Source organism: Micromonospora sp. NPDC049048 (assembly GCF_043197615.1).
Taxonomy (GTDB): Bacteria; Actinomycetota; Actinomycetes; order Mycobacteriales; family Micromonosporaceae; genus Micromonospora.
The window spans coordinates 242,042-265,235 of record NZ_JBICTM010000003.1; the positions used below are offsets into that span (position 1 = coordinate 242,042).

At 73.4% G+C, this 23,194-nt stretch carries 21 protein-coding genes and 1 tRNA gene; 12 read left to right on the forward strand and 10 right to left on the reverse strand.

Annotated features, from left to right (window positions below; translation table 11 throughout):
* Nucleotides 1–69: 69 nt before the first annotated feature.
* Complete coding sequence (locus ACGFIG_RS11695; RefSeq protein WP_393001801.1) at nt 70–1,326, reverse strand: PucR family transcriptional regulator; 1,257 nt, start codon at nt 1,324–1,326, stop codon at nt 70–72.
* 223 nt (nt 1,327–1,549) lie between these two features.
* Between ACGFIG_RS11695 and ACGFIG_RS11700 the strand changes: the two genes are divergently transcribed.
* Complete coding sequence (locus ACGFIG_RS11700; protein ID WP_393001803.1) at nt 1,550–1,888, forward strand: hypothetical protein; 339 nt, start codon at nt 1,550–1,552, stop codon at nt 1,886–1,888.
* Between the two features lie 43 nt (nt 1,889–1,931).
* Here the strand turns inward: ACGFIG_RS11700 and ACGFIG_RS11705 are convergent, their stop codons facing one another.
* Nucleotides 1,932–2,582: a hypothetical protein gene (locus tag ACGFIG_RS11705; RefSeq protein ID WP_393001805.1), complete on the reverse strand. Its 651-nt coding sequence runs from the start codon at nt 2,580–2,582 to the stop codon at nt 1,932–1,934.
* A 275-nt stretch (nt 2,583–2,857) separates the two neighbouring features.
* On the opposite strand from ACGFIG_RS11705, the gene ACGFIG_RS11710 reads away from it, so the two are divergent.
* Nucleotides 2,858–3,448, forward strand: a complete 591-nt coding sequence (locus ACGFIG_RS11710; protein WP_393001807.1) for a copper resistance protein CopC — start codon at nt 2,858–2,860, stop codon at nt 3,446–3,448.
* Nucleotides 3,449–3,627: 179 nt separating this feature from the next.
* On the opposite strand, the gene gltX is transcribed toward ACGFIG_RS11710, so the two are convergent.
* Genes gltX through ACGFIG_RS11725 form a run of 3 tightly spaced genes read right to left on the reverse strand, consistent with a single transcriptional unit; the run spans nt 3,628 to nt 7,692 of the window.
* A complete protein-coding gene (gltX, locus tag ACGFIG_RS11715; protein ID WP_393001809.1) occupies nt 3,628–5,037 on the reverse strand; it encodes a glutamate--tRNA ligase in 1,410 nt (469 codons plus the stop codon).
* A 49-nt stretch (nt 5,038–5,086) separates the two neighbouring features.
* Nucleotides 5,087–6,364, reverse strand: a complete 1,278-nt coding sequence (locus tag ACGFIG_RS11720; RefSeq protein WP_393001811.1) for an MFS transporter — start codon at nt 6,362–6,364, stop codon at nt 5,087–5,089.
* Nucleotides 6,361–7,692: a GH1 family beta-glucosidase gene (locus ACGFIG_RS11725; RefSeq protein ID WP_393001813.1), complete on the reverse strand. Its 1,332-nt coding sequence runs from the start codon at nt 7,690–7,692 to the stop codon at nt 6,361–6,363. Before ACGFIG_RS11725 ends, ACGFIG_RS11720 begins: the two co-directional genes overlap by 4 nt.
* Before the next feature lie 186 nt (nt 7,693–7,878).
* On the opposite strand from ACGFIG_RS11725, the gene ACGFIG_RS11730 reads away from it, so the two are divergent.
* The gene (locus ACGFIG_RS11730) at nt 7,879–8,325 is read left to right on the forward strand and encodes an SRPBCC family protein (protein WP_091104367.1); all 447 of its coding nucleotides are present in this window, start codon (nt 7,879–7,881) and stop codon (nt 8,323–8,325) included.
* Nucleotides 8,326–8,464: 139 nt separating this feature from the next.
* On the opposite strand, the gene aceE is transcribed toward ACGFIG_RS11730, so the two are convergent.
* On the reverse strand, nt 8,465–11,209 hold the full coding sequence (aceE, locus tag ACGFIG_RS11735; RefSeq protein ID WP_393001815.1) for a pyruvate dehydrogenase (acetyl-transferring), homodimeric type: 2,745 nt from the start codon (nt 11,207–11,209) through the stop codon (nt 8,465–8,467).
* A gap of 185 nt (nt 11,210–11,394) precedes the next feature.
* Here aceE and ACGFIG_RS11740 point away from each other — a divergent pair, with 185 nt between their 5' ends.
* The 6 genes from ACGFIG_RS11740 (at nt 11,395) to ACGFIG_RS11765 (ending at nt 16,307) form a co-directional block, all read left to right on the forward strand.
* A complete protein-coding gene (locus tag ACGFIG_RS11740) occupies nt 11,395–11,799 on the forward strand; it encodes a YjbQ family protein (protein WP_393001817.1) in 405 nt (134 codons plus the stop codon).
* A gap of 53 nt (nt 11,800–11,852) precedes the next feature.
* The gene (locus ACGFIG_RS11745) at nt 11,853–12,335 is read left to right on the forward strand and encodes a MarR family winged helix-turn-helix transcriptional regulator (protein WP_393001819.1); all 483 of its coding nucleotides are present in this window, start codon (nt 11,853–11,855) and stop codon (nt 12,333–12,335) included.
* A 51-nt stretch (nt 12,336–12,386) separates the two neighbouring features.
* Entirely contained in the window at nt 12,387–15,056 is a 2,670-nt protein-coding gene (locus ACGFIG_RS11750; RefSeq protein ID WP_393001821.1) for a thiamine pyrophosphate-dependent enzyme, read from the forward strand.
* Between the two features lie 112 nt (nt 15,057–15,168).
* Entirely contained in the window at nt 15,169–15,606 is a 438-nt protein-coding gene (locus tag ACGFIG_RS11755) for a DUF3052 domain-containing protein (RefSeq protein ID WP_357450928.1), read from the forward strand.
* Between the two features lie 84 nt (nt 15,607–15,690).
* Nucleotides 15,691–16,158, forward strand: a complete 468-nt coding sequence (locus tag ACGFIG_RS11760) for a peroxiredoxin (protein ID WP_393001823.1) — start codon at nt 15,691–15,693, stop codon at nt 16,156–16,158.
* Between the two features lie 77 nt (nt 16,159–16,235).
* Nucleotides 16,236–16,307: transfer RNA gene (locus ACGFIG_RS11765), tRNA-Val, on the forward strand.
* A gap of 45 nt (nt 16,308–16,352) precedes the next feature.
* Here ACGFIG_RS11765 and ACGFIG_RS11770 read toward each other — a convergent pair.
* From ACGFIG_RS11770 to ACGFIG_RS11785, 4 genes are all read right to left on the reverse strand, one after another.
* The gene (locus tag ACGFIG_RS11770; protein WP_393001825.1) at nt 16,353–16,595 is read right to left on the reverse strand and encodes a hypothetical protein; all 243 of its coding nucleotides are present in this window, start codon (nt 16,593–16,595) and stop codon (nt 16,353–16,355) included.
* 116 nt (nt 16,596–16,711) lie between these two features.
* Complete coding sequence (locus ACGFIG_RS11775) at nt 16,712–17,449, reverse strand: VOC family protein (RefSeq protein ID WP_393001827.1); 738 nt, start codon at nt 17,447–17,449, stop codon at nt 16,712–16,714.
* A gap of 59 nt (nt 17,450–17,508) precedes the next feature.
* Nucleotides 17,509–18,411 (reverse strand): aminoglycoside phosphotransferase family protein, encoded by a 903-nt coding sequence (locus ACGFIG_RS11780; protein WP_393001829.1) that lies wholly within the window; start codon nt 18,409–18,411, stop codon nt 17,509–17,511.
* A 387-nt stretch (nt 18,412–18,798) separates the two neighbouring features.
* Nucleotides 18,799–19,671 (reverse strand): hypothetical protein, encoded by an 873-nt coding sequence (locus ACGFIG_RS11785; protein ID WP_393001831.1) that lies wholly within the window; start codon nt 19,669–19,671, stop codon nt 18,799–18,801.
* 132 nt (nt 19,672–19,803) lie between these two features.
* On the opposite strand from ACGFIG_RS11785, the gene ACGFIG_RS11790 reads away from it, so the two are divergent.
* The 3 genes from ACGFIG_RS11790 to ACGFIG_RS11800 all read left to right on the forward strand — a co-directional run bounded on the left by ACGFIG_RS11790 (nt 19,804) and on the right by ACGFIG_RS11800 (nt 23,126).
* Entirely contained in the window at nt 19,804–21,693 is a 1,890-nt protein-coding gene (locus ACGFIG_RS11790; protein ID WP_393001833.1) for a sigma-70 family RNA polymerase sigma factor, read from the forward strand.
* Nucleotides 21,694–21,784: 91 nt separating this feature from the next.
* A complete protein-coding gene (locus ACGFIG_RS11795) occupies nt 21,785–22,252 on the forward strand; it encodes a GNAT family N-acetyltransferase (RefSeq protein ID WP_393001835.1) in 468 nt (155 codons plus the stop codon).
* A gap of 76 nt (nt 22,253–22,328) precedes the next feature.
* Nucleotides 22,329–23,126: an alpha/beta fold hydrolase gene (locus ACGFIG_RS11800; protein ID WP_393001837.1), complete on the forward strand. Its 798-nt coding sequence runs from the start codon at nt 22,329–22,331 to the stop codon at nt 23,124–23,126.
* The last annotated feature ends 68 nt before the right edge of the window (nt 23,127–23,194 follow it).

The window sequence follows — 23,194 nt, forward strand, 5'->3', positions numbered from 1 at the left end:
TCTCCCGGATACGGGCGGGTAGCGCTGTGCCGCCTCCGACCAAACCGCACTAGAACCTTTGGAGGGATCCTACAAAAATCGGCGGCGATCATCACCTGTGTGTGGTGTTTTGCCAAGGTTTGAGGTCATTGCCGGGTTCGGTGCTGGCGGGGCCACCGGATCGAGCCGGCCGACGGTGAGGGCCACCTGGAGCGCGAACGCGTCCCGCGCCGCCAGCGGCGAGAAGCCGGTGACGTCGGAGACGCGCCGCAGCCGGTAACGCACCGTGTTCGGGTGGACGAAGAGGGACCGCGCGGCGCTCTCCAGCGTGCCGGCCGCCGCGAAGAAGGCGTCGAGGGTCTCCAGCAGTTCCCCGCCGGAGCGCACCAGCGCGGCGTAGACGTCGTGCCGCAGCCGTCGGCGGGCCTCCGCGTCCCCGGCCAACGCCCGCTCCGGCAGCAGGTCGTCCGCCGGCACCGGCCGGGGCGCGGTCGGCCAGGCCGGGGCGGCCCGGAAGCCGGCCAGTGCGGCTCGGGCCGACTCGGTCGCCTCGTCCAGACTCGGCACGGCCGGGCCGACCACCACCGGGCCGTCACCGAACGCGCCGAGCAGCTTGCCGGTGGCCGCGACGGGGTCGGCCGCGCCGCCGAGCACGATGACCAGCCGGTCGCCGTGCACCCCGCCGATCACCTCCGTGCCGATGCGCCGGGCCTGCCGGTGGACGGTGTGCAGCACGGCGGAGACCTCCCCGCCGGGGGAACGGCCGACCGCCACCGCCACCGGCGGGGCGTCCGCCCAGCCGAGCGCCGCCGCCCGGCTCGCCAGCACGTCCGGCGAGTCGCCGCGTAGCAGCGCGTCCACCAGCAACGCCTGCAACCGGGCGTCCCACGAACCGCGCGACTCGGCGGCCCGCGCGTACACCCGGGCGGCGGCGAAGGCGATCTCCCGGGAGAACCGCAGCACCGCCTCGCGCAGCTGCTGCTCCTCGCCCTCCGCGGCCAGGTGCGAGACCTGCTCCTCGACCACGTCGATCATCACCTTCACCAGCGCGACGGTCTGCTGGAGGCTGATCGAGCGGGCGAGCGCCTGCGGTGCGGTGGCGAAGACCTCGTCCGAGACCTCCTGGGTGCTGTCCGCCGTGCCGCCACCGTCGCGCAGCCACTGCACCAGCGACCGGGCGCCGGCCTGGGCCACCAGCATCACCCAGGAGCGGTGGTCGGGCGGCAGGTCGCGGAACCAGGGCAGCGCCTCGTCCATCCGGGCGACGCTGGCGCTGGCCAGTGCCCCCGCCGCCCGCTCGATCCGGCGCAGCGTGGCCGACAGCTCCGTCCCGCCCGGCTCACTCACCGTCCCAGCCTGACACGCACCGACCTGCGCTTCCGCGCCGGGCCGGCCCGGTGGCCACCATCCGGGCGGCGATCCTGCTCGCCGTCGGGGCGGTGGTCCGCCCGCCGGACCGGGCGCCGGGAGACCCGGGTGCGGCTGCACGGGCCGTCGGTGCCGGCCAGTACGGTGACAGGGCCCGTCGGAGCGACCCCGGCGGGCTGGGGGCGAGCGTGAGGAGACCGGGATGGCGCATGGGGAGGCCGAGCACGGCTGCGCCCAGGGCGAGCCCTGCCGGCCGGGCCACCAGGAGCAGCAGGCGGCAGCCAAGCACCGCCGGCTGCCCGGCGCGTTCCCGGCCCCCGCGCCGGAGCACCCGGCCCGCGCGCCCGAGCGCCCCGACGACGACGTCCCGGTTCCCCGGCAGCGCGTCCCCGAGCCGGCTCCGGCCGGCGAGGTAGAGCCGGCGGCGGCGCAGGGCTGCCGCAGCGACCTGCCCGGCTGGGCCGGTGGGCACCGGCACGGGCCGGTCCGCCCCCGGCTGCGCGCCACCCGCCGCGAGCGGCCCCCGCGCCGCTGGTGCTGACCGACTGACCGGCCGCTTGTGCTGACCGGCTGACCGACGTCGGTCAGCGGGTGCGGCGGCGGACCAGCAGGGCGATCCCGGCGAGCCCCGACGTGATGACCAGCACCACCGCGACGTTGAGCAGCAGCAGCCGCTGCAACTCGCCGAGCGCCTCGTCGATGTCCTTGGCCGGGTTCAGGGCGTCCTCGGGGATGACCCGCTCGCCGCCGCCGACGCCGCCACTGACGGTGTCGAACTGCCGCTCCAGCGGGACCCCGGCCGTGCGGAGGGTCTCGGACATGTTGAGCCGGCCGAGGAACCAGCCCGCGGCGGTCTTGCGGGCGTCCGGCTGCTTGGCCGGGCGGAAGACGCGCGGCCCGCCGACCGCCTTCGGGTAGAGGTCGTACGTCTGCTTCGGAACGTCGCCGGCGAACACCACGACCGTGTACTTAGGACCGAGGTCGGCCGCCTTCGGGCCCTTGGCCTGCCCCGTGCGACCGAGGAAGTTGACCTGGTCGATGACGGCCACCACGTGCGCCGGGTGGGCCTCGGCGCGCAGCCGCAGCGGGTCCGTCAGCCCCTCCCCGGTGATCTCGACACCGGCCGGCGCGGGCTTCGGCGCGGCCGTCGCCGTCGCCGTCGAACCGAGCGACAGGATCGCCGTCGCGAGCCCGCCCGTCAACACCGCGACCAGCCGCCGCATCGTTCGGACCATCGCCGCCTCCTCGCCCCGTTCGATGGATGGCTTGCTGCAGGTCACGCGTCGATTGGCTGACGGGGGTGACCGGACCCGTGCCGGGGTGCCACCCTTTAAGACTGCGCAGAACGTCGATCGGTTGCAGCTCGTGGAACAGTAATTGGAACTATCTGTGATCCCGGCGCGACCAATGGACGGTGGCCGTGAATCAGCGGGCGGATCGTACCTTTACGGAGGGGTTCATGGGGGGCAGGTTCCCACGTACGGCACGTACCTGGCCAGTGGTGGTCGGCGTGGCGCTCGGTGTGTCGTTGTTGCTGCCGGCCGCTCCGGCAGCCGCCCACAACTCGCTGACCGGCAGTGATCCGCGCGACGGCGCCCGGATCGCCGAGGCGCCGGCAAAGATCGAGCTGCGCTTCCTCGCCAAGGCCGACCCGAATACGACGAAGATCACAGTGACCGGACCGGACAACGTGGCCGCGCTGGACGGTGCGCCGACCTTCTCCGGCTCGCGGGTCAGCGTGCCGTTCAAGCCGGGCCCGGCGGGGCTCTACATCGTCGGCTACCGGTTGGCGTCCAGCGACGGGCACCCGGTCTCCGGGGAGGTGCGGTTCACCCTGACCACCGGCACCCCCGCCGAGGCGCCGACCGGCACCGCCAACCCGACCGGTCCGGCGTCGGCCGTACCGCCGTCGACCGGCACCGGACCGACCTCGGCCGCGCCCGGGCCGGCGGGCACGGGCTCGCCGACGGCGGCGGTGCCGGCGGCGAAGGAGAGCGACGAGGCGGGCGGGCGCGGCTGGCTGTGGGCGCTCGGCGGCGTGCTCCTGCTGGCCGCCCTGGCCGCCGGCCTGCTGCTGCGCCGCCGCTCGGCCGGCCGCTGAGCGGCACGAGCCCGGCCGTTGAGCGGCACGAGCCCGGCCGTTGAGCGGCACGAGCCCTCGACGGCTCAGCGCCCGGACCGACCGGTCCGGGCGCTGAGGGAGGTACGTGCTGCGGGCCGCCCGCCGGCGCCCGCGCCTTCCCGACGAAGCGCTCGTGGCGGTCGGGAAGGCGACCGGGCTCAGACCAGGCGGACCCGGGCGGCGCGCAGCCGGCTCAGGGTGCGCTCGCGGCCGAGCACCTCCAGCGACTCGAACAGCGGCAGCCCGACGGTACGGCCGGTGACGGCGACGCGTACCGGCGCCTGGGCCTTGCCGAGCTTGAGCCCGCGCTCGGCACCGACCGCCTCCAGAGTCGACTTGAGCGTCTCCGCGTCCCACGACTCCAGCGCCTCGAACGCCGCCGTGGCCGCGTCCAGCAACTCCGCCGAGCCCTCCTTCATCGCCTTGGCCCAGGCGGCCTCGTCGATCAGTGGCGAGGCGAGGAAGAGGAAGTCGACGTTCGGCACGATCTCGCTGAGCACCGCGATCCGGGTCTGCGCCAGCGGGGCCACGGCCGCGAAGGCGTCCGCGTCGAACTCCTCCGGCTGCCAGGGCGGCGGGGCGATGGTGCCGGTGCCCGTCAGCCACGGCCCGCAGGCCTCGACGAACTCCTCCACCGGCAGGGCCCGGATGTACTCGCCGTTGAACGCGCGCAGCTTCTTCTCGTCGAAGAACGCCGGCGAGGGGTTGACCTCCTCGAGCCGGAACTCCTCCTCGATCACGGACCACGGGACGATCTCCCGGTCGCCCGAGGGCGCCCAGCCGAGCAGCATCAGGTAGTTGCGCATCGCGGCGGCGAGGTAGCCCTCGTCCCGGAACGCCTCCAGGGCCACCTTGTCGCGGCGCTTGGAGAGCTTCTGCCGCTTCTCGTTGACCACCACCGGCACGTGCGCCCAGATCGGCGGCTTGACCCCGAGGGCCTCCCAGAGCAGCTGTTGCTTCGGGGTGTTGGGCAGGTGCTCCTCGGCGCGGATCACGTGGGTGATGCCCATGGTCATGTCGTCGACCACGTTGGCGAGCAGGAAGACGGGCGAGCCGTCGCCCCGGGCGATGACGAAGTCCTCGATGAGCTTGTTCTCGAAGGTGGGCTCGCCGCGGATCAGGTCGACCACCACGGTCTCGCCCTCGTCCGGCGTACGGAAGCGCAGGGCACGCCCCTCGCCGGCCGGCAGGCCCCGGTCCCGGCAGAAGCCGTCGTAACCCTGGTACTGCGAGCCGGTGCGCGCCTGTACGGCCTCCCGGGTGCAGTCGCAGTAGTACGCGCGGCCGGACTCCTGCAACCGCGCGGCGGCGGCTCGGTGCTCGCCCGCGTACTGCGACTGGAAGTGCGGGCCCTCGTAGCTGCCGCGCTCGATGCCGATCCAGTCCAGCGCCGAGAGGATGCCCTCGGTCCACTCCGGCTTGTTGCGGGCCGCGTCGGTGTCCTCGATGCGGAGCACGAACACCCCGCCCTGCTGCTTGGCGTAGATCCAGTTCTGCAACGCCGAGCGGGCACCGCCGACGTGGAACATACCGGTCGGGGAGGGGGCGAAGCGCACACGTACCGTCACGCCCCCCAGCCTACGGCGGCGCGCCACCGGATTCGGCCAGGGGTACGCCTCAGGGCACCGAGCGGATCTTCAGCACCAGCACGCTGCCCAGTACGGTCACCGCGGCGGTGACCGCGTAGAGCACCGGGTAGCCGCCGAGGTGCACCACGAGCGGGGCGGAGATCGCCGGGCCGAGCACCTGCGGCGCGGAGTTGGCGATGTTGATCACGCCCAGGTCCTTCGCCCGGTCGGTCGCGGCGGGCAGCACCTGGGTGATGAGCGCGGCGTCCACCGACAGGTAGACGCCGTAACCAGCGCCGAGCAGCAGCGCGGCGGCCACGGCCACCGGCCAGACCGGCGCGACGGCCAGCAGCAGCGCGGCGACCGTCATGATCCCGCCGGAGGCGATGACGAAGACCTTGCGCCGGCCGGAGCGGTCCGACAGCCGGCCGGCCACCACGGTGGTGGCCGCCAGGCCGGCCGTGTAGAGCAGGATCAGCACCAGCAGGCCGCCCTCGGGGTCGGCGTGGCGCACCTCGTCGGTGAGGAAGTAGAGCAGGTACAGCGTGCCGAGCGCGTTGCCGAGCTGCACCAGGAACCGGGTGATCCAGGCCCAGCCGAAGTCGGGGTGGCGGCGCGGCGAGACCCACATCGAGGCGAACAGCGCGCGCCAGCTCAGCGCCGGGCGGTGCGCCCGGGGCAGCGGGTCGTCGGCGGTCAGCAGGGCGAACGGCAGCGCCAGCAGCAGCACCGCCGCCGCCACCGCCGCGTAGCCGGCGGCGGTGCCGCTCACCACGGCGGTCACCAGCACCACGCCGAGCACCAGCCCCAGCGCCTGGGGGATGCCGACCCAGCCGGAGACGCCGCCCCGCTGGGCGACCGGCACCCGGTCCGGCACGGCGGCGGTCAGGCTGGCCAGCATCGTGTTGAGGCAGACCTGCGCGGCGACCCAGCCGAGCGCCACCCCGGCGACGGTGCGTTGCTGCGCGAGCAGCAGCAGGGCCGCCGCGCCGAGCAGCGCGCCGCCGGCGGTCCAGACGTGCCGCCGGCCGAACTCCCGCCCGGCCAGCCGCAGGCAGGTGCGGTCCGACAGCGCCCCGGCGAGGGGGTTGGCGAGCACGGCGGCGAGCGCGCCGAGGCCGGTGACGACGGCCAGCGCGGTCTCCTTGCCGGCCGGCGCGATCCGCTCCAACTGCTGTGGCAGCAGCACCTGGATGGGCGTGAAGAACGCCATCCAGACGCCGAGGTTCGCCGCGGAGAGCAGCGCGATCCAGCGCCGTCGTACCGGCGCGGTCGGCTCGGCTAGCGCCGCCGGCAGCGATCCGGGTGTCGGGTCGACGGTGGTCACGGCCGGGAGATCAGGTCACGGAGCCAGGCGTACGAGGACTTGGGCGTACGGAGCTGGGTGTCGAAGTCGACGTGCACGAGACCGAAGCGCTTGGTGAAGCCCTCCGCCCACTCCCAGTTGTCCAGCAGCGACCAGACGAAGTACCCGGTGACGTCGACGCCCTCGTTCATCGCGGCGCGTACCGCGCGCAGGTGCCCGTCCAGGTAGGCGATGCGCTCCGGGTCGTGCACCCGGCCGTCGGCGTCGGGCGTGTCGTCGTACGCGCAGCCGCTCTCGGTGATCTGGATCGGCGGCAGGTCGTCGGCGTACGTGCGGTGCAGCCAGCCGAGCAACTCGTGCAGCCCGTCCGGGGCGACCGGCCAGTCGAAGGCCGTGCGCGGGTACCCGTCGAGCGGCACGAACTCGAACGGCAGGGGCGAGCCCTCCTGCGGGGCGCGTACGCCGGTGGGGTTGTAGTAGTTGACCCCCAGCACGTCGATCGGCGCGGCGATCGCGTCGAGGTCGCCGGCGCGCACCACGCCCGTGTCGAAGCCCAGCTCGGCGGGGTAGCCCCGGCCGAACAGCGGGTCCGTGAAGAGGCGGTTGTGCAGCGCCTCGTACGCCCCGGCGGCAGCCTGGTCGGCGTCGGTGTTCCCGGCGACCCGCACCGGCGAGTAGTTGTTGGCGATGGCGACCGGGCTCGCGGTGCGCGCGCGCAGCGCGGCGACGGCGAGGCCGTGGGCGAGGAGTTGGTGGTGGGCCACCGGGAAGGCGTCGAAGAGCAGCGTCCGGCCGGGGGCGTGCTCGCCCGTGCCGTGGCCGAGGCTCATGTGGATGAACGGCTCGTTCAGGGTGATCCAGAGCTTCACCCGGTCGCCGAGGCGGGCGGCGGTGGCGTCGGCGTACTCGGCGAAGCGGTGGGCGGTGTCCCGGTTCAGCCAGCCGCCCGCGTCCTCCAGCGGCTGGGGCAGGTCCCAGTGGAACAGCGTGGCGACCGGGTCGACGCCGTGGGCGAGCAGGTCGTCGACGAGCCGGTCGTAGAAGTCGAGCCCAGCGGCGTTGACCGGGCCGTCGCCGGTGGGCCGCACCCGGGGCCAGGCGATCGAGAAGCGGTACGCCGAGACGCCCAGCCCGGCCAGCAGCGCGATGTCCTCGGCGTGCCGGTGGTAGTGGTCGCAGGCCACGTCGCCGGTGCTGCCGTCGGCGATCCGGCCCGGGGAGTGGGCGAAGGTGTCCCAGATGGACGCTCCCCGGCCGTCGGAGTCGGCGCCGCCCTCGATCTGGTAGGCGGAGGTGGACACTCCCCAGCGGAATCCGGCGGGGAACTCGGGCATCGCTGCGGTCGACATGCGCCCTCCCGTCACACGTGAATCGTGCTCGCGACTCTAGGGGTGGGCCGGTCGATGCGCCATAGGCCGTCCGTAGCCGTAGCGCAATGGATTTCGGCGTGTCTTTTCCGAACCCGTCCCGGTACGTCCGAATTTGCGCATAGAGTGCCGATATCGTGGGATGTCCTCACTGGAGGAAAGACGGAAATGATCCTCGTGGAACGCAGTGCGCACGTGATGGCGCCAGTGGAAGCGGTCTGGGACGTCGTGCAGCGGGCCGAGCAGTTGCCGGCCTGGCTGGCGGGGGTCCGTGCGGCCGAGGTGCTCTCGGGCGAGGGCTTCGGGCGCCGACAACTCGTCCAGGCCGGGCGTGGCGCGGCGCATGAGGCCGAGGTGATCGCCTACCAGGAGCCGACCCTGATCGGCTGGCGCGAACGCGCCAAGGGAGCCGGTGCCCGAGCGGAGGCGCGCACCGAGATCTACGTCCAGCTCACCGCGGACGAGGAGGAGGGCGGGACGATCGTGCGGCTCATCGTCGTACGCTGGCCGGCCGGTCCGGTCAAGGCCGCCCTGCTCCGCCTCGGCCTGCGCAGGGTCGGCGCCGACCTGGAGGAATCGCTCGCCCGGCTGACCGATCTGGCCGCCGTCGGCTGAGTCGGGCACGTCCTGGCGCCACCCGCGACGGCGGTGGCCCGGTGTCCTAGCCAGGGATTCCGGACCGCCGCCGGTTCGCCCGGCAGGCGACGACGAAGGGCCCGGCGCGGAACGCGCCGGGCCCTTCGTCAGTGCCGTCCTAGCTGTCGCCGCCGGTCTCGCCGACCGGGGCCGCGTTCACGTCCTCGATGGCGTACTTCTTGGCCGCCTCGGCCGGCACGCCCGCCGGTACCGCGCCGCGCAGGGCCAGCTGCCGCAGCGTCGCGACCACCACCGACTCGGCGTCGACGTGGAAGTGCCGGCGCAGGGCGTGGCGGGTGTCGGACATGCCGAACCCGTCCGTGCCGAGCGAGGTGTAGTCCCCGGGCACCCAGCGGGCGATCAGGTCCGGCACCGCGCGCATCCAGTCGCTGACCGCGACCTTCGGCCCCTCGGCGTCGGCCAGCTTCTGCTGGATGTACGGCACCCGCTGCTCCTCGCCCGGGTTGAGCAGGTTGTGCTCCTCGCACTCCACCGCGTCCCGGCGCAGCTCCGTCCAGGAGGTCACCGACCAGACGTCGGCGGCCACGCCCCAGTCCTGGGCCAGCAGCTGCTGCGCCTTGAGCGCCCACTGCATGCCGGTGCCCGACGCGAGCACGTTGGCCTTCGGCGCGTCGTCGCCCACCGACGGGGCGGGGGAGTAGCGGTAGATGCCCTTGAGCAGGCCCTCCACGTCCACGCTCTCCGGTTCCGCCGGCTGGAGGATCGGCTCGTTGTAGATCGTCAGGTAGTAGAAGACGTTCTCCTGCGCCTCGCCGTACATGCGGTGCAGGCCGTTCTCCACGATGTGCGCGATCTCGAACGCGAACGCCGGGTCGTACGCGACCACCGCCGGGTTGGTGGCGGCGATCAGGAGCGAGTGGCCGTCCTCGTGCTGGAGCCCCTCGCCGTTGAGCGTGGTCCGGCCGGCGGTGGCGCCCAGCAGGAAGCCCCGGGCCATCTGGTCGGCGGCGGCCCACAGCCCGTCGGCGGTGCGCTGGAACCCGAACATCGAGTAGAAGATGTACATCGGGATCATCGGCTCGTCGTGGGTGGCGTACGACGAGCCTGCCGCCGTGAACGAGGCGACCGAGCCGGCCTCGTTGATGCCCTCGTGCAGGATCTGCCCGCCGGTGGACTCCTTGTACGACAGGAACAGCTCCCGGTCGACCGAGGTGTAGCGCTGGCCGTGCGGCGAGTAGATCTTCTGCGTCGGGAAGAGCGAGTCCATGCCGAAGGTGCGGGCCTCGTCCGGGATGATCGGCACCCAGCGCTTGCCGAACTCCTTGTCCTTCATCACGTCCTTGAGCAGGCGGACGAAGGCCATCGTGGTGGCCACCTTCTGCTTGCCCGAGCCGCGCTTGACGTCGGCGAAGCGCTCCGGGCCGGGGATGGCCAGCCGCTTCTGGCCGGCGCGCCGCGACGGCAGGTAGCCGCCGAGCTGCTGACGCCGCTCCTTGAGGTACGCGATCTCGTCGGACTTCTCGCCCGGCGTGTAGTACGGCGGCAGGTAGGGGTTGTCCTCCAGCGCCTTGTCCGGGATGTCCAGGTAGAGCCGGTCGCGGAAGGTCTTCAGGTCCTCCAGCGTCAGCTTCTTCATCTGGTGGGTGGCGTTGCGGCCCTCGAAGTGCGAGCCCAGTGTCCAGCCCTTGATCGTCTTGGCCAGGATCACGGTCGGCTGGCCGGTGTGCTCCATCGCCGCCTTGTAGGCCGCGTAGAGCTTGCGGTAGTCGTGCCCGCCCCGCTTGAGGTTCCAGATCTCGTCGTCGCTGAGGTCCTCGACCATCTTGCGGGTCCGCTGGTCGCGGCCGAAGAAGTGCTCCCGGACGTACGCCCCGGACTCCGCCTTGTAGGTCTGGTAGTCACCGTCGGGCGTGGTGTTCATCAGGTTGACCAGCGCGCCGTCGGTGTCCGCCGCCAGCAGCGGGTCCCACTCGCGGCCCCAGACCACCTTGATGACGTTCCAGCCGGCGCCCCGGAAGAACGCCTCCAGCTCCTGCATGACCTTGCCGTTGCCGCGCACCGGCCCGTCGAGCCGCTGGAGGTTGCAGTTGATCACGAAGGTGAGGTTGTCCAGCTCCTCGCGGGCGGCCACCCCGATCGCGCCCAGCGTCTCCGGCTCGTCCATCTCGCCGTCGCCCAGGTACGCCCACACGTGCTGGTCCGAGGTGTCCTTGATGCCCCGGTGGTGCAGGTAGCGGTTGAACCGCGCCTGGTAGATCGCGTTCAGCCCGCCCAGGCCCATCGAGACCGTGGGGAACTCCCAGAAGTCCGGCATCAGCCGCGGGTGCGGGTACGACGGCAGGCCGCCGCCCGGGTGCGACAGCTCCTGACGGAACCCGTCGAGCTGGTGCTCGGTCAGCCGCCCCTCCAGGAACGCCCGCGCGTACATGCCGGGGGAGGCGTGCCCCTGGTAGAAGATGTGGTCGCCGCCGCCCGGATGGTCCTTGCCCCGGAAGAAGTGGTTGAAGCCCACCTCGTAGAGCGAGGCCGAGCTGGCGAAGGTGGAGATGTGCCCGCCGACGCCGATCTCGGGGCGCTGTGCCCGGTGCACCAGCATGGCGGCGTTCCACCGGACGTACGCCCGGATCCGCCGCTCCACGTGCTCGTCACCCGGGAACCACGGCTCGCGCTCCGGCGGGATGGTGTTGATGTAGTCGGTGGTGGTCAGTGACGGCACCCCGACCTGACGCTCACGGGCCCGCTCCAGCAGGCGCAGCATGACGTAGCGGGCGCGCTTTGTTCCGCGTTCGTCGATGACACCGTCGAGCGACTCGACCCATTCGCTGGTCTCTTCAGGGTCGATGTCCGGAAGCTGGCTCGGCAGACCAGCAGTGATCACCGGGCGCTTGCGTTCCGTAGCCACAGGCGTTCCCTCGGTTTCGTGTGGGATAGGTCTCTAGCGCCATCCTGCCCCCTGGTGGCACCTGTCGTCACGTCCACCGGCCGGAGACGCGACCTGCGACACAGGTACCCGTCGGTAACTTTGCGCAACCGGGCCGGCCGGTGGGATCCGGGCGGCCGACGGCCTCCTCGGGCAGAATGCGTCGTATGCGCAGTGAGGTGATCACAGTCCAGACCGGGAGCCGGCCGACCGTCCGGGACATCACGGCGGAGGCCGAGCGGTTCGTCTCCGGGCAGGGCGACGGTCTGCTGCACGTCTTCGTACCGCACGCCACCGCCGGTCTGGCGATCATCGAGACCGGCTCGGGATCCGACGACGACCTGCTCGCGGCGCTCGACGACCTGCTCCCCGCCGACAACCGGTGGCGGCACCGGCACGGCTCGCCCGGCCACGGGCGCGACCACGTGCTGCCGGCGTTCGTCCCCCCGTACGCGACGCTGCCGGTCGTCGACGGGCGGCTGGCGCTGGGCACCTGGCAGTCGGTCTGCCTGGTCGACCCCAACGGCGACAACCCCACCCGGAGCGTCCGCTTCTCGTTCCTCCCCGGCTGACGCCGTCCTGATGGTGGAGTAATTCAACCTTTGACGCGCGTACGATGTGGGGCATGGCGTCGCACACCGTCCCCTCCACCCCGCCGGGTCCCGCCGACCGCGCGGCGCTGGCTGGCGACGTGGTGCGCCGCATCGCCCACATCGCCGCCGCGTTGCGCCACCAGCAGGACGGGGGGATCGCCGAACTGGGACTGACCCCCGCGACCGCGCGGGCCCTGCACGAGCTGGACCCCGACCGGCCGCTGCCGGCCCGCGACCTCGCCGCCCGGCTGGGCTGCGACCGGTCCAACGTGACCGCCCTGGTCGACAAGCTGGAGCGGGCCGGGCTGGTCGAGCGGCACGCCGACCCGGTCGACCGGCGGCAGAAGACGCTGGTGGTGACCGGGCCGGGGCGGCAGATGCGGGCCCGGGTGCACGAGGTCGTGTCGGATTCCCGGCTGCTCGCCGGGCTCACCGCGCAGGAGCTGGCGGCCCTGCGTGAGCTGGTCTGGAAGGTCTCCGACGGCGGCTGTCCCGAGCGCTGCGACGAGGACTGACCCACACCGCGTCGTTCGTGTCCGAGTGGGCGCGCGGGCCGCTTGTCGGTAATGCTGTCCGACGTGACCACCCCGCAAGATCTCGACGACCGGTTCCGGGAGACGCTGGCCGCGCTGGCCGCCCCGCCGCAGCGGCGTGACCCGGCACGGCCGGTCACCGACGACACGACGCTGACCGGCGCGCGGGCGCTGGAGCTCTTCGACGCCCAGGCGACCAGCCGCCAGCTCGACCTCGCCGGCCGCTGGCTGCACAGCTTCGGCGAGGGCTTCTACACGACCGGTTCCGCCGGCCACGAGGGCAACGCGGCGGTCGCCGCCGCGCTGCGCGCCACCGATCCGGCGTTGCTGCACTACCGCTCGGGCGCCTTCTACTGCGTCCGCGCGGCCCAGGCCGACGGATCGGCGTCGGCCGAGCGGCCCGAGGCCGAGTGGCCGGTCGCCGAGCGGCCCGAGGGCGAGCGGCCCGAGGGCGAGCGGCCCGTGGCGGGGCGGCCCGGAAGCGAGCCGGCCGGGGCCGAGCGGGTCGGGGCCGAGCGGGCCGGGACGGGGCAGCTTGCGGGCGAGCCCGGTGGCGTCGACCGGCCGGCTGCGGCCGACGGGCCCGTTGAGGTCGACCCGGCGGGCCCCGGCGACGGTCGCGTCCCGGGCGGCCCCGCCGGCAGTGCCGCCCCGGTCGCCGCCGATCCGGACGCCCCCGAACCGGACGAGCCGGCCGGCGGCGCCGGGTCCGTCGTGGACCGGCCGCTCCATCCGGGGTACGCCGAGGCGGCCCGCGACGTCCTGCGGGGCATGGTCGCCTCCAGCCGTGAGCCGATCGCCGGCGGGCGCCAGAAGGTCTTCGGCCGGGCCGACCTGGCCGTCGTCCCGACCACCCCCACCGTCGCCGCGCACCTGCCCCGCGCCGTCGGGATGGGACTGGCGGTGGAACGGCTGCGCCGGCTGGACACCTCCGGCCGGCGCGACGGGGCGCGGGCCGGCAGCGGGGACGGTGCCGAGCAAGTCTCCTGGCCGACGGACGCCATCGTGGTCTGCTCGTTCGGCGACGCCTCCGTCAACCACGCCAGCGCCACCGCCGCGTTCAACACCGCCGGCTGGTACGACCACACCGGCCTGCGCATCCCGGTGCTCTTCGTCTGCGAGGACAACGGCCTCGGCATCAGCGTCCGCTCCCCGAAGGGGTGGGTGGCGACCACGCTGCGGTCCAAGCCGGGGATCCGTTACTTCGCCGCCGACGGCAGCGACCTGGTGCGGGCGTACGAGGTCGCGGTCGAGGCGGCGGCCTGGGTGCGCCGGCACCGGCGGCCCGCCGTGCTGCACCTGTCGACGGTGCGGCTGATGGGGCACGCCGGCGCGGACGCCGAGACCGCGTACCGCAGCGCCGACGAGATCGCCGCCGACCTCGACCGGGACCCGCTGGCCGGCACCGCACGGCTGCTCGTCGGAGCCGGGGTCGCCACGGGCGAGGAACTGCTGGCCCGCTACGACGAGATCGGCTGGCAGGTGCGCCGGATCGCCGAGGAGGTGCTGGACGAGCCGAAGCTCACCGTGCCCGCGGAGGTGGTGGCCCCGCTGGCACCCCGCCGCCCGGTACGCCTCGCCCGGGCGATCGCCGACGCGGCGGCCCGCGCCACGGGCCCCGGGGCCGCCGCCAGGGCGGAGGCGTTCGGCGGGAAGCCGCCCGAGCTGACCGGCCCGCTGACGCTGGCGCAGAGCATCAACGCCGCGCTCGCCGACGGGATGCTCGACCACCCGCAGATGGCCGTGTTCGGCGAGGACGTCGGCGCCAAGGGCGGCGTCCACGGGGTGACGAAGGGGCTGCGGGACCGCTTCGGCGCGGCCCGGGTCTTCGACACGCTGCTCGACGAGACCTCGATCCTCGGGCTGGGGCTCGGTGCCGGGCTGGCCGGGATGCTGCCCGTGCCCGAGATCCAGTACCTGGCGTACCTGCACAACGCCGAGGACCAGCTGCGGGGCGAGGCGGCCACGACGCAGTTCTTCTCGCAGGGGGCGTTCCGCAACCCGATGGTCGTGCGGGTGGCGGGCCTGGCGTACGAGGAGGGCCTCGGGGGGCATTTCCACAACGAGAACTCGGTGGCCGTACTCCGGGACGTGCCGGGTCTGGTGATCGCGGTGCCGGCGCGGCCGGACGACGCCGCGCCCATGCTGCGCACCTGCCTGGCCAGCGCGGCGGTGGACGGCAGCGTCTGCGTCTTCCTGGAGCCGATCGCGCTCTACCACACCCGCGACCTGTACGCCGACGGTGACAGTGAGTGGTTGGCCCCGTACGCCGAGCCGGGCGCGTGGACCGGCGGGCACGTGCCGCTCGGCCGGGCCCGCGTCTACGGCGTCGGCTCGGCCGAGGACGTCACGATCATCACGTTCGGTAACGGGGTGCGGATGTCCCTGCGGGCGGCGGCGACCCTCGCCGACGAGGGGATCGGCACCCGGGTGGTGGACCTGCGCTGGCTGTCCCCGCTGCCGGTGGCCGACATCATCCGCGAGGCGGCGGCGACCGGCCGGGTGCTGGTCGTGGACGAAACCCGGCGGTCCGGCGGCGTGGGCGAGGGCGTCATCGCGGCCCTGGTGGATGCCGGATATGTCGGCGCTGCGCGACGAGTGGCCGGAGTTGACTCGTTTGTACCATTAGGTCCGGCGGCGCGTCAGGTTCTCGTCTCCGAGGAAGCAATTACCCAGGGTGCCCGCACGCTCCTGGCACGGTAAATTCCGTTCCACCCGGTGCGCCACTTGCGCAGGGAGCCACAACTGTGTGGACTTTGCCTGACGGCGTCGCCGTGACGCCGCAGGTAGGGATGAGTTGAGGAGGCACGCGACAGTGAGCGCGACCGCTGGTCAGGCCGCCGACGGGGTACGCAGCCTGGCGGACCGGTTCGGGATCGAACCGGGGATGGTCGTCATGGAGATGGGGTACGACGACGACGTCGACCAGGATCTCCGGGACGCCCTGACCGACCGCTGTGGAGAGCTGGTCGACGAGGACACCGACGAGGTGGTCGACGCGGTGCTGGTCTGGTACCGCGACGGCGACGGTGATCTCTTCGAGCTCCTCGTCGACGCCCTCGGCCCGCTGGCCGACAACGGCGTCGTGTGGCTACTCACGCCCAAGGCCGGGCGCGAGGGGCACGTCGAGCCGAGCGAGATCGCCGAGTCCGCGCCCACCGCCGGCCTCCAACAGACCTCCACCGTCAACGCCGGCCGGGACTGGAGCGGCGCCCGCCTCGTCCTGCGCCGCGGGGCCAAGGGCAAGAAGTAGGCCGACGCCGGCGATCACCCGGCGGCGCCCGCTGCCGGGTGTGGCAGGCTGTTGCCCATTCCGACCCCATCCTGAGGAGCTCGCATGCCGATCGAGGTTGGCGCCGAGGCGCCGGACTTCGTGCTCAAGGACCAGAACAACCAGGAGGTCCGCCTCTCGGACTTCCGTGGCAAGCGCACCGTGCTGCTGGTCTTCTACCCGCTCGCCTTCACCGGGATCTGCCAGGGTGAGCTGTGCGAGGTGCGGGACAACCTCAACGAGTACGTCAACGACGACGTGCAGGTGCTGACCGTCAGCGTCGACTCCGTCTACGCGCACAAGATCTGGGCCGACAAGGAGGGCTACCAGTTCCCGCTGCTGGCCGACTTCTGGCCGCACGGCGCGGTGGCCCAGTCGTACGGCGTCTTCAACGACGTCGCCGGCATCGCCAACCGGGGCACCTTCGTGATCGACAAGGCGGGCGTCGTCCGCTTCGCCGAGATGAACATGCCGGGCGAGGCCCGCGACCAGCAGGGCTGGCGCAAGGCCCTGGCCGAGGCCGTCGCGGCCTGACAACCGGGCACGCCGTACGACCGGGTCGGCGGGGGCAGGGTAAGCTTGCCTCCCTCCGGCCCGCTCGTACGGGTTCCGGGCGCGTAGCTCAGTGGGAGAGCACTCGCCTTACAAGCGAGGGGTCGCAGGTTCGAAACCTGCCGCGCCCACCCTTCACCATCAGCGGTGACATGTCCGGCTGAAGGATCTTCGGCTCAGTCGGTGGTTGGCGCGGCGACCCACCGGTCGGGCCTCTCCTCGTACCAGGTCAGTTGGCCGGTGTAGTTCCAGTGCCTGCGCAGATGCGCGAGGAGGTCCTGCTGGGCGGTGCCGATGGGTGCGTCTGGCGGCGTGTCGGGTAGGTCGCCGCATGCGATGGCTTCGGGTGTTTCCCAGACCGTGATGCGCCACCGGTCGGGCGTCCGGTAGAGCAGGACCTGTTGGACGACCCGGTTCACGAGGAAGCTCCCTGCCTGCTGCTCGCCACGGAGCGATTCTGGTGTGCGGACTTCGAATCCAGCCGCGTCGCACAGTCCGGGCCTGGCCGTGGTGAGCGGCGCGACGAGGGCTCGGGTCAGCCTGGGGTGAGGAGGCAGAACTCGTTGCCTTCCGGGTCCGCGAGGACGGTCCACGGCACCTCGTCCGGGCTCAGGTCGATGGCGGTGGCGCCGAGAGCCCGCAGCCTGGCCGCCTCGGCCGCCAGGTCGTCGCCCGGGTACGGGCGGACGTCGAGATGGACGCGGTTCCACCCGGTCTTCACCCCGGGCGTACGGAGGAACTGGAGGTATGGGCCGACGTCCTTGGCGGAGCGCAGTAGCGCCCTGTCATCGGTCACCTCGTGCACGGCCCAGTCCATCGCCTCGCCCCAGAAGCGGGCCATGGCTCGCGGATCAGCGCAGTCGACCACCACCGCGGCGATCGGTCCGGTGTCCCGGTGGAGCGGTCGGGGGTCCAGCACGCAGAACTCGTTGCCCTCCGGGTCGGCCATGACGGTCCACGGGACGTCGCCCTGACCTATGTCGGCGGGTGTCGCGCCGAGATCCGTCAGGCGCGTGACCAGTTCCGCCTGATGGGCGGCCGAGGTGGTGGCGAGGTCGACGTGCACGCGGTTCTTCACCGTCTTGGGTTCCGGGGAGACGATGAGGTCGACGCAGACCGCGACGGGGTCGGGGTAGACGAAGCCCTCGGGTTCGAGGTTGGTCACGCCGGGTCCCTCGCTGGAGATTCCCCAGCCGAGCGCCTCCGCCCAGAATCCGCCCAGCGCGGAGTCGTCCCGAGCCTTCATGTTGATCTGCACGAGCCGCGTCGCCATACCCGCGATGCTAGGGCCCGCCGCGTCGGCGGTGGTGCCCGAAATGGTCGCGGTCGTGCTCACAGCAGTTCGGCGATCACCGCGCGGACCATCCGGCGGCCGTGCTCGGCCATCCGGGGAAAGCTGTGCCGGTAGTAGTCGATGCCGGTCAACGACGGTGCGAGGGCCCAGCCGCAGGCGCGGCGCCAGGTGGCGTCGTCGTACCCGACCGCCTTCCGGTACGCGTCCCGCGCCGCGCCGGTGAAGGTCCAGAGGGCCGGTGCCACGTCCGGCGCCGGGTCGCCGACACCGAGCGCCCCGAAGTCGACGACCGCAACCAGCCGGCCGGCGTCGGTGATCAGATTGCCCGGCTGAAGGTCGCCGTGGAGCCACACGGGATTCCGGTCCCAGTCGGGAGCGGCGAGGCAGGCGTCCCACGCGGCCTCGGCCTCGGCCACGTCGAAGCCGTCGTCGTGCCAGGCGAGGCGGGGCAGCACCCGGCGGACGGCCGCGTCGACGTGCCGCAGGGCGGACCCGCGGGAACCCGGCGGCTTGACCGGGCCCTCGGTGGCATCCACCCGGTGCAGGGCACGGACGAAGGCCGCGACCTCGCGGGCCAGGGGTACGTCGTCGCAGCCGAGTCGGGGCGGTGTGTCTCCCGGGATCCACGGCACCACCGTCCACCGCCAGGGGTAGTCCGCGCCCGGCTCACCGAGGTGCAGCGGGACGGGAACCCGTACGGGCAGGTGAGGCGCCAGCAAGGGCAGCCACCGAGCGTCGGAATCGGCCTGGTCGACGGCCGTGGCGATCTTGGGCATCCGGGCGACGAGGTCGCTGCCGATCCGGAACAGGACGTGGTCGGTGCCCTCCAACTCCCCGGGGAGGGCTGTCACGGGAAGGTCCGCCCACTGCGGGCATTGGGCCGCCACCAGCCGGCGCACCTGAGCGACGGTGGCTCGGACCTCGTGATCGTGGATGGGCACGACCGGCACGGTAGTGCGGCGGCCGCACGGGGCCAACCGATTAGCCCGGCAACGCACGTCGCCTCGCCGTACCTGCCGAGCCGGCGTGGTTCTCGACACCCCGCCTGATCGGATGCGGATCGGCCTGGCCGTGCCCGCGCGGGATACCGGGGCGCGGAGGGTCATCTACGGCGAGGGGATCTCCCTCGCCCCGGTGGGAAGCCTGGCGCTGGGGGCGCCGGGCGTGCCGGCGTCGTGATCGCGCTCCTCGGTGCACTGGTCCCGGCCCGCGGCGCGACCCGGCTCACGATCGCCGAGGTGCTCCACAACGAGTGAGCCGTGGGGCGTCAACCGGCGGTCGCCCGTGGTCCCGCGCCGAGGTGCGGCGCGGGACCACGGGGCACCGGGTCAGTTCGCGCAGACGGCGTACGCGCGCACCTTCCAGTTGCTGCTGAAGCCGTCCTCGTCCTCGGCGGCGGAGACCGTGACGACGGTCGAGGTCGTGGCCCGCATCTCGGTCAGGCGCACCTGCCCGTCGCCGCCGAGGATCTCGCCGCCCACCCCGTGCACCCGGGTGCCGGGCGGGCAGGTGGCCGTGACCGAGCGGGTGGAGGCGGAGCTGTAGACGCTGTCGTCGATCACGCGCTGCTCGCCGGGCAGCGGGTCGGCGCAGATCGCGGTGGCGTCCAGCCACCACGTGTCGGCGAAGCCGGTGCCGTCCTCGGCGCCCGCCACCACGACGCTGCTCTGGTTGATGCGCAGGTCCTCCAGGACGACCTCGCTGTTCGACGCCCCGACGACCGCGCCGCCGACCCCGATGGCGTGCTTGCCGGCCGGGCAGGACTTCTCGAACCAGTTCGACGTGCCGAAGCTGGGCGCCGAACTGCCGGACACCATCACCAGGCCCGCGGGCGGCGTGGCGCAGATCGCGCTCGCCGTGACCGCCCAGTTGCCGCCGACGCCGTTCTCGTCCTCCCGGCCGGTCACCGAGTACGCGTCGCCGCCGATCAGCGGTCGCATGATGTCCATGCCGACCTGCCCGAGGCCGGAACCGGTGATCGCGCCACCGCCGCCGATGACCTTCGTACCGGTCGGGCAGGCCGCGTTCTGCGTCTTCGCGCTGCTGTTGCTGGGGCCGGTCGTCGTCTTGATGCTCAGGCCGGGCACCGCCGCCACCGGCCCGGTGAGGGCAAGCTGGCCGAGTACGAGCGCGCTCAGTGCGGCCCCGCCCACGGTGGCGGTCCGACGCGTCCAACGGATGTGCTTCGATCCTTCTCGCATGGTGTCTTCCCTTCGGTTGTTCGTCGCGCTGACACCGGTAGGAGCGCGGGCGGGTCGGGATGCCAACAGAAACTTCGAAGAAAAAAATTTCGCCGCTTTACTGGACCCGTCGACGAGCAGCGAGGGACACGGATGGACACGGCGGCACAGGACGACTCCACGCTGGTCGAGGCGCTGCGGCGCGGCGAGCGGGCCGGGCTGGAGGGCATGTACCGGCGCTACGCCGACCGGCTGTACACGTACGCCCGGGCCATGCTGCGCGAGCCGGACGCCGCCGCGGACGCCGTCCACGACGCCTTCCTCACCGCCCGCCAGCGCATCGGCCAGCTCCGGGAGCCGGACCGGTTGCGCTCCTGGTTGTACGCCATCGTGCGCACCGAGTGCCTCCGGCAGCTCCGCGAGCGGTCCCGTTCCCTGCCGATCGAGGAGGCCGGCGAGCAGGTGGCCGACGTCGCCGACCCGGGCACGGGCGTCAACGCCGAGCAGGTACGCGACCTGGTCCACCACGCCGTCGCCGCGCTGAACCCGGGCGACCGTGAGGTGGTCCACCTGGCCATCCGCCACGACCTGTCGTCCGCCGACATCGGCGCGGCCCTCGGGGTGCCCGCGAACCACGCGCACGCCCGCCTGTCGCGCGCCCGCTCGCAGCTCGAACGCGCGCTGGGGGCGCTGCTGGTGGCCCGCACCGGAGCTCGGGACTGCCCGGCCCTCGCCGGACTGATCGACGGCTGGCAGGGCCGACTCACGCCGACGCTGCGCAAGCGGGTCTCGCGGCACATCGAGAGCTGCGCGGTGTGCGGGCTGCTCCGGCGGGAACAGCTGAGCCCGGCCGCGCTGCTGTCGGCGTACACGGCGCCGGCCTTCTTGGTCGTCGCCGACGCGGTGTGGCCGCGGCTGGCCGACGCCTGCGCGACCGGCGTCCTGGCCGATCCGGCTCCCGAGGCGAGCGCCGATCCGGCGGGCGCGGCCACGGCCGACCCCGTGTCGGCCGACCCGGCGCCGTCCGCCGATCCGGTGCCGTCGGCCGAGGCGCTGCCCGGGACGGGGGACGCCGGGCGGGCGCAGGGAGCGGCTGACGGACCCGTGCCCGCGACGGACGGAGCGGTCGACGGGCCCGCGCCGGCACCGCACGGGCCGGTGGCCCCGCACGACGCGGCGGCGGTGGCCACGGACGGTGCGGCAACGTCCTCGGACGGTGCGGCAACGCCGCTGGGTGGTGGAACAACGTCCTCGGACGGTGCGGCGACGTCGCCGGGTGGTGCGGCGGCGGCTCCGGCCGGTGCGGTGGCGGAGCGCGGTACGGCGCATGCCGTGCGGGCGACCTCGCCTGCGAACCGCGACCGGCGCCGCCGGCGGGTGGCCACGACCGTGGCTCTGCTGATCCTCCTCGCCGCGCTCGGGACCTGGGCGCTGGGACTCGGGCGTCCGACCGCCGCGCGGGACGCCTCCGGCCAGCCGGTATCGGAGACGCGCGGACCGGCGGCCGGCGATCCGGTGACGGCCGCCTCCGCGCCGCCGTCGGGCACCGCCCCGGCAACCGGCACGCGGGCCGCCGAACCGCCGGCCGGGGCCGCCGGTCCGACACCCGACCCCGTGGCCGCGCCGACGGACGGTGACGCCCGGACCGACGCGCCCGACGCCGTGCCGGGCGGTCCCGCGCCGTCGCCGACCGGGGCGCCGTCCCGGACTCCGACCGCGCCCCGGCCGACCGCCACACCCCAGTTGGCCGCGGCGTTCACGGTCTCCGCCACCGCTCACGTGCGGTGCGGCTCGGACACGTACACGCTCGTGGTGCAGGCCACCGGCAGCGCCGCGCTCAGCGGCGCCGAGGTGCGCTGGACACCCAGCGGGGGAAGGACGTCGACCCGGGCGATGACGGTGGACGGGTCGGCCGCGCGGGTGAGCGTCGGGCAGCTGCGCGTACCGACGCTGACCTGGTCCGTACGCGCGACCGCCGAAGACGGCCGCACGGCGCAGAGCGCGACCCGCACGGTCACCGACCCGTGCGTCCGGCCGGGCTAGCCGGGACGGCCGTGGAGCGGGGGCGACCGTCGACCGTCCTGTTTGTCCTTGCCGGACCGTCCGGCCCGGACGGCTGAAATACGGTGTCGGGGTGACGCTGAGACTTGAGTCGATGACCGCCGAGCAGTACCTCCGGTACCGGCAGCGGGCGGAGGCGAGCTACGCGCGGAACATCGCCGACTCCGGCGCGATGCCGGCGCCGGAGGCCGAGGCGAAGGCGCAGGAGGACTACGCGAAGCTGCTGCCGGACGGTCTGGCGACGTCGGGGCACCACTTCTGGACGGCCTACGACGGCGACGACGAGGTCGGCATGCTCTGGCTGCACGTCGAGCAGAAGTCGGACGGCCCGCACGCCTTCGGCTACGACTTCGAGGTGCGACCGGACCTGCGGCGCAGGGGCTACGGGCGGGCCATGTTGCAGGCCGTCGAGCGGCAGTGCCGGGAGTGGGGGGTCCGCTCGATCGGCCTGAGCGTCTTCGGCTTCAACGTTCCCGCGCGGACGCTCTACGAGCAGCTGGGCTTCGAGGCGACCGCCATCCAGATGCGCAAGCGCCTGTAGCGCGCGGAGGCGTCACCACGAGGGCGAAGCGCCCCGACGGCCCGCGCACGCCGTACGGGCGGGGTTGGATGGGGCGGTGAGCTACGCGGAGGTCCACGGGCTGCGCCTGTGGTACGAGGAGCACGGCACCGGCCGTCCGCTGCTGTTGCTGCACGGCGGCTTCGGGTCGGTGGAGATGTTCGCGGCCGTCCTGCCGGCGCTCGCCGCGCGTCGCCGGGTGATCGCGGTCGACCTTCAGGGCCACGGGCGCACCGCCGACGTCGACCGTCCGCTGCGCCACGAGTCGATGGCCGACGACGTGGCCGCGTTGATCGACCAGCTCGGCCTGGCGGGGGCCGACGTGATGGGCTACTCCCTCGGCGGCGGCGTGGCGTTGCGTACCGCGATCCAGCATCCGGCCCGGGTGCGCCGGCTGGTCGTCGTCTCCGCGCCGTGCAGACGGCAGGGCTGGTATCCGGGGGTGCTGGCGGGCATGCCCGAGCCCGACGAGGCGGCCGGCGAGCGGATGCGCGGCACCCCGCCGTACGAGCTCTACACGCGCGTCGCACCCCGACCGGGGGACTGGTCACGGCTCTGGGCGAAGACGGGCGAGCTGCTGCGGCGCGACTACGACTGGTCGGCCGAGGTGGCTGCCCTCACCGTGCCCACCCTGCTCGTCTTCGCCGACGGCGACTCGGTCAGCACCGCGCACATGGTGGAGTTCTTCGGGCTGCTCGGCGGCGGCCACCGCGACGCCGGCTGGGACGGCACCGACCGGCCGGCCGCCCGGCTCGCCGTGCTGCCCGGGCTCACCCACTACGACATCGTCACCTCGCCGGCGCTGCCCGCCGCCGTCCTGCCGTTCCTGACCCACCCGGTGCCCCCGCCCGGCTGACGCCGACGTGTGCCGCCGTTCGACGACCGGGCCGCGACGAGCTGGACGCCAATCTGGTGCTCACCGTG

What these genes read in the sequence shown, in the direction of transcription:
- ACGFIG_RS11700 (WP_393001803.1), top strand. Translation starts at nt 1,550, where the DNA reads ATGGCGCATGGGGAGGCCGAGCACGGCTGCGCCCAGGGCGAGCCCTGC.
- ACGFIG_RS11705 (WP_393001805.1), bottom strand. Translation starts at nt 2,582, where the DNA reads ATGGTCCGAACGATGCGGCGGCTGGTCGCGGTGTTGACGGGCGGGCTC.
- ACGFIG_RS11725 (WP_393001813.1), bottom strand. Translation starts at nt 7,692, where the DNA reads ATGTCGACCGCAGCGATGCCCGAGTTCCCCGCCGGATTCCGCTGGGGA.
- ACGFIG_RS11730 (WP_091104367.1), top strand. Translation starts at nt 7,879, where the DNA reads ATGATCCTCGTGGAACGCAGTGCGCACGTGATGGCGCCAGTGGAAGCG.
- ACGFIG_RS11740 (WP_393001817.1), top strand. Translation starts at nt 11,395, where the DNA reads ATGCGCAGTGAGGTGATCACAGTCCAGACCGGGAGCCGGCCGACCGTC.
- ACGFIG_RS11745 (WP_393001819.1), top strand. Translation starts at nt 11,853, where the DNA reads ATGGCGTCGCACACCGTCCCCTCCACCCCGCCGGGTCCCGCCGACCGC.
- ACGFIG_RS11750 (WP_393001821.1), top strand. Translation starts at nt 12,387, where the DNA reads ATGCTGTCCGACGTGACCACCCCGCAAGATCTCGACGACCGGTTCCGG.
- ACGFIG_RS11760 (WP_393001823.1), top strand. Translation starts at nt 15,691, where the DNA reads ATGCCGATCGAGGTTGGCGCCGAGGCGCCGGACTTCGTGCTCAAGGAC.
- ACGFIG_RS11775 (WP_393001827.1), bottom strand. Translation starts at nt 17,449, where the DNA reads ATGGCGACGCGGCTCGTGCAGATCAACATGAAGGCTCGGGACGACTCC.
- ACGFIG_RS11785 (WP_393001831.1), bottom strand. Translation starts at nt 19,671, where the DNA reads ATGCGAGAAGGATCGAAGCACATCCGTTGGACGCGTCGGACCGCCACC.
- ACGFIG_RS11790 (WP_393001833.1), top strand. Translation starts at nt 19,804, where the DNA reads ATGGACACGGCGGCACAGGACGACTCCACGCTGGTCGAGGCGCTGCGG.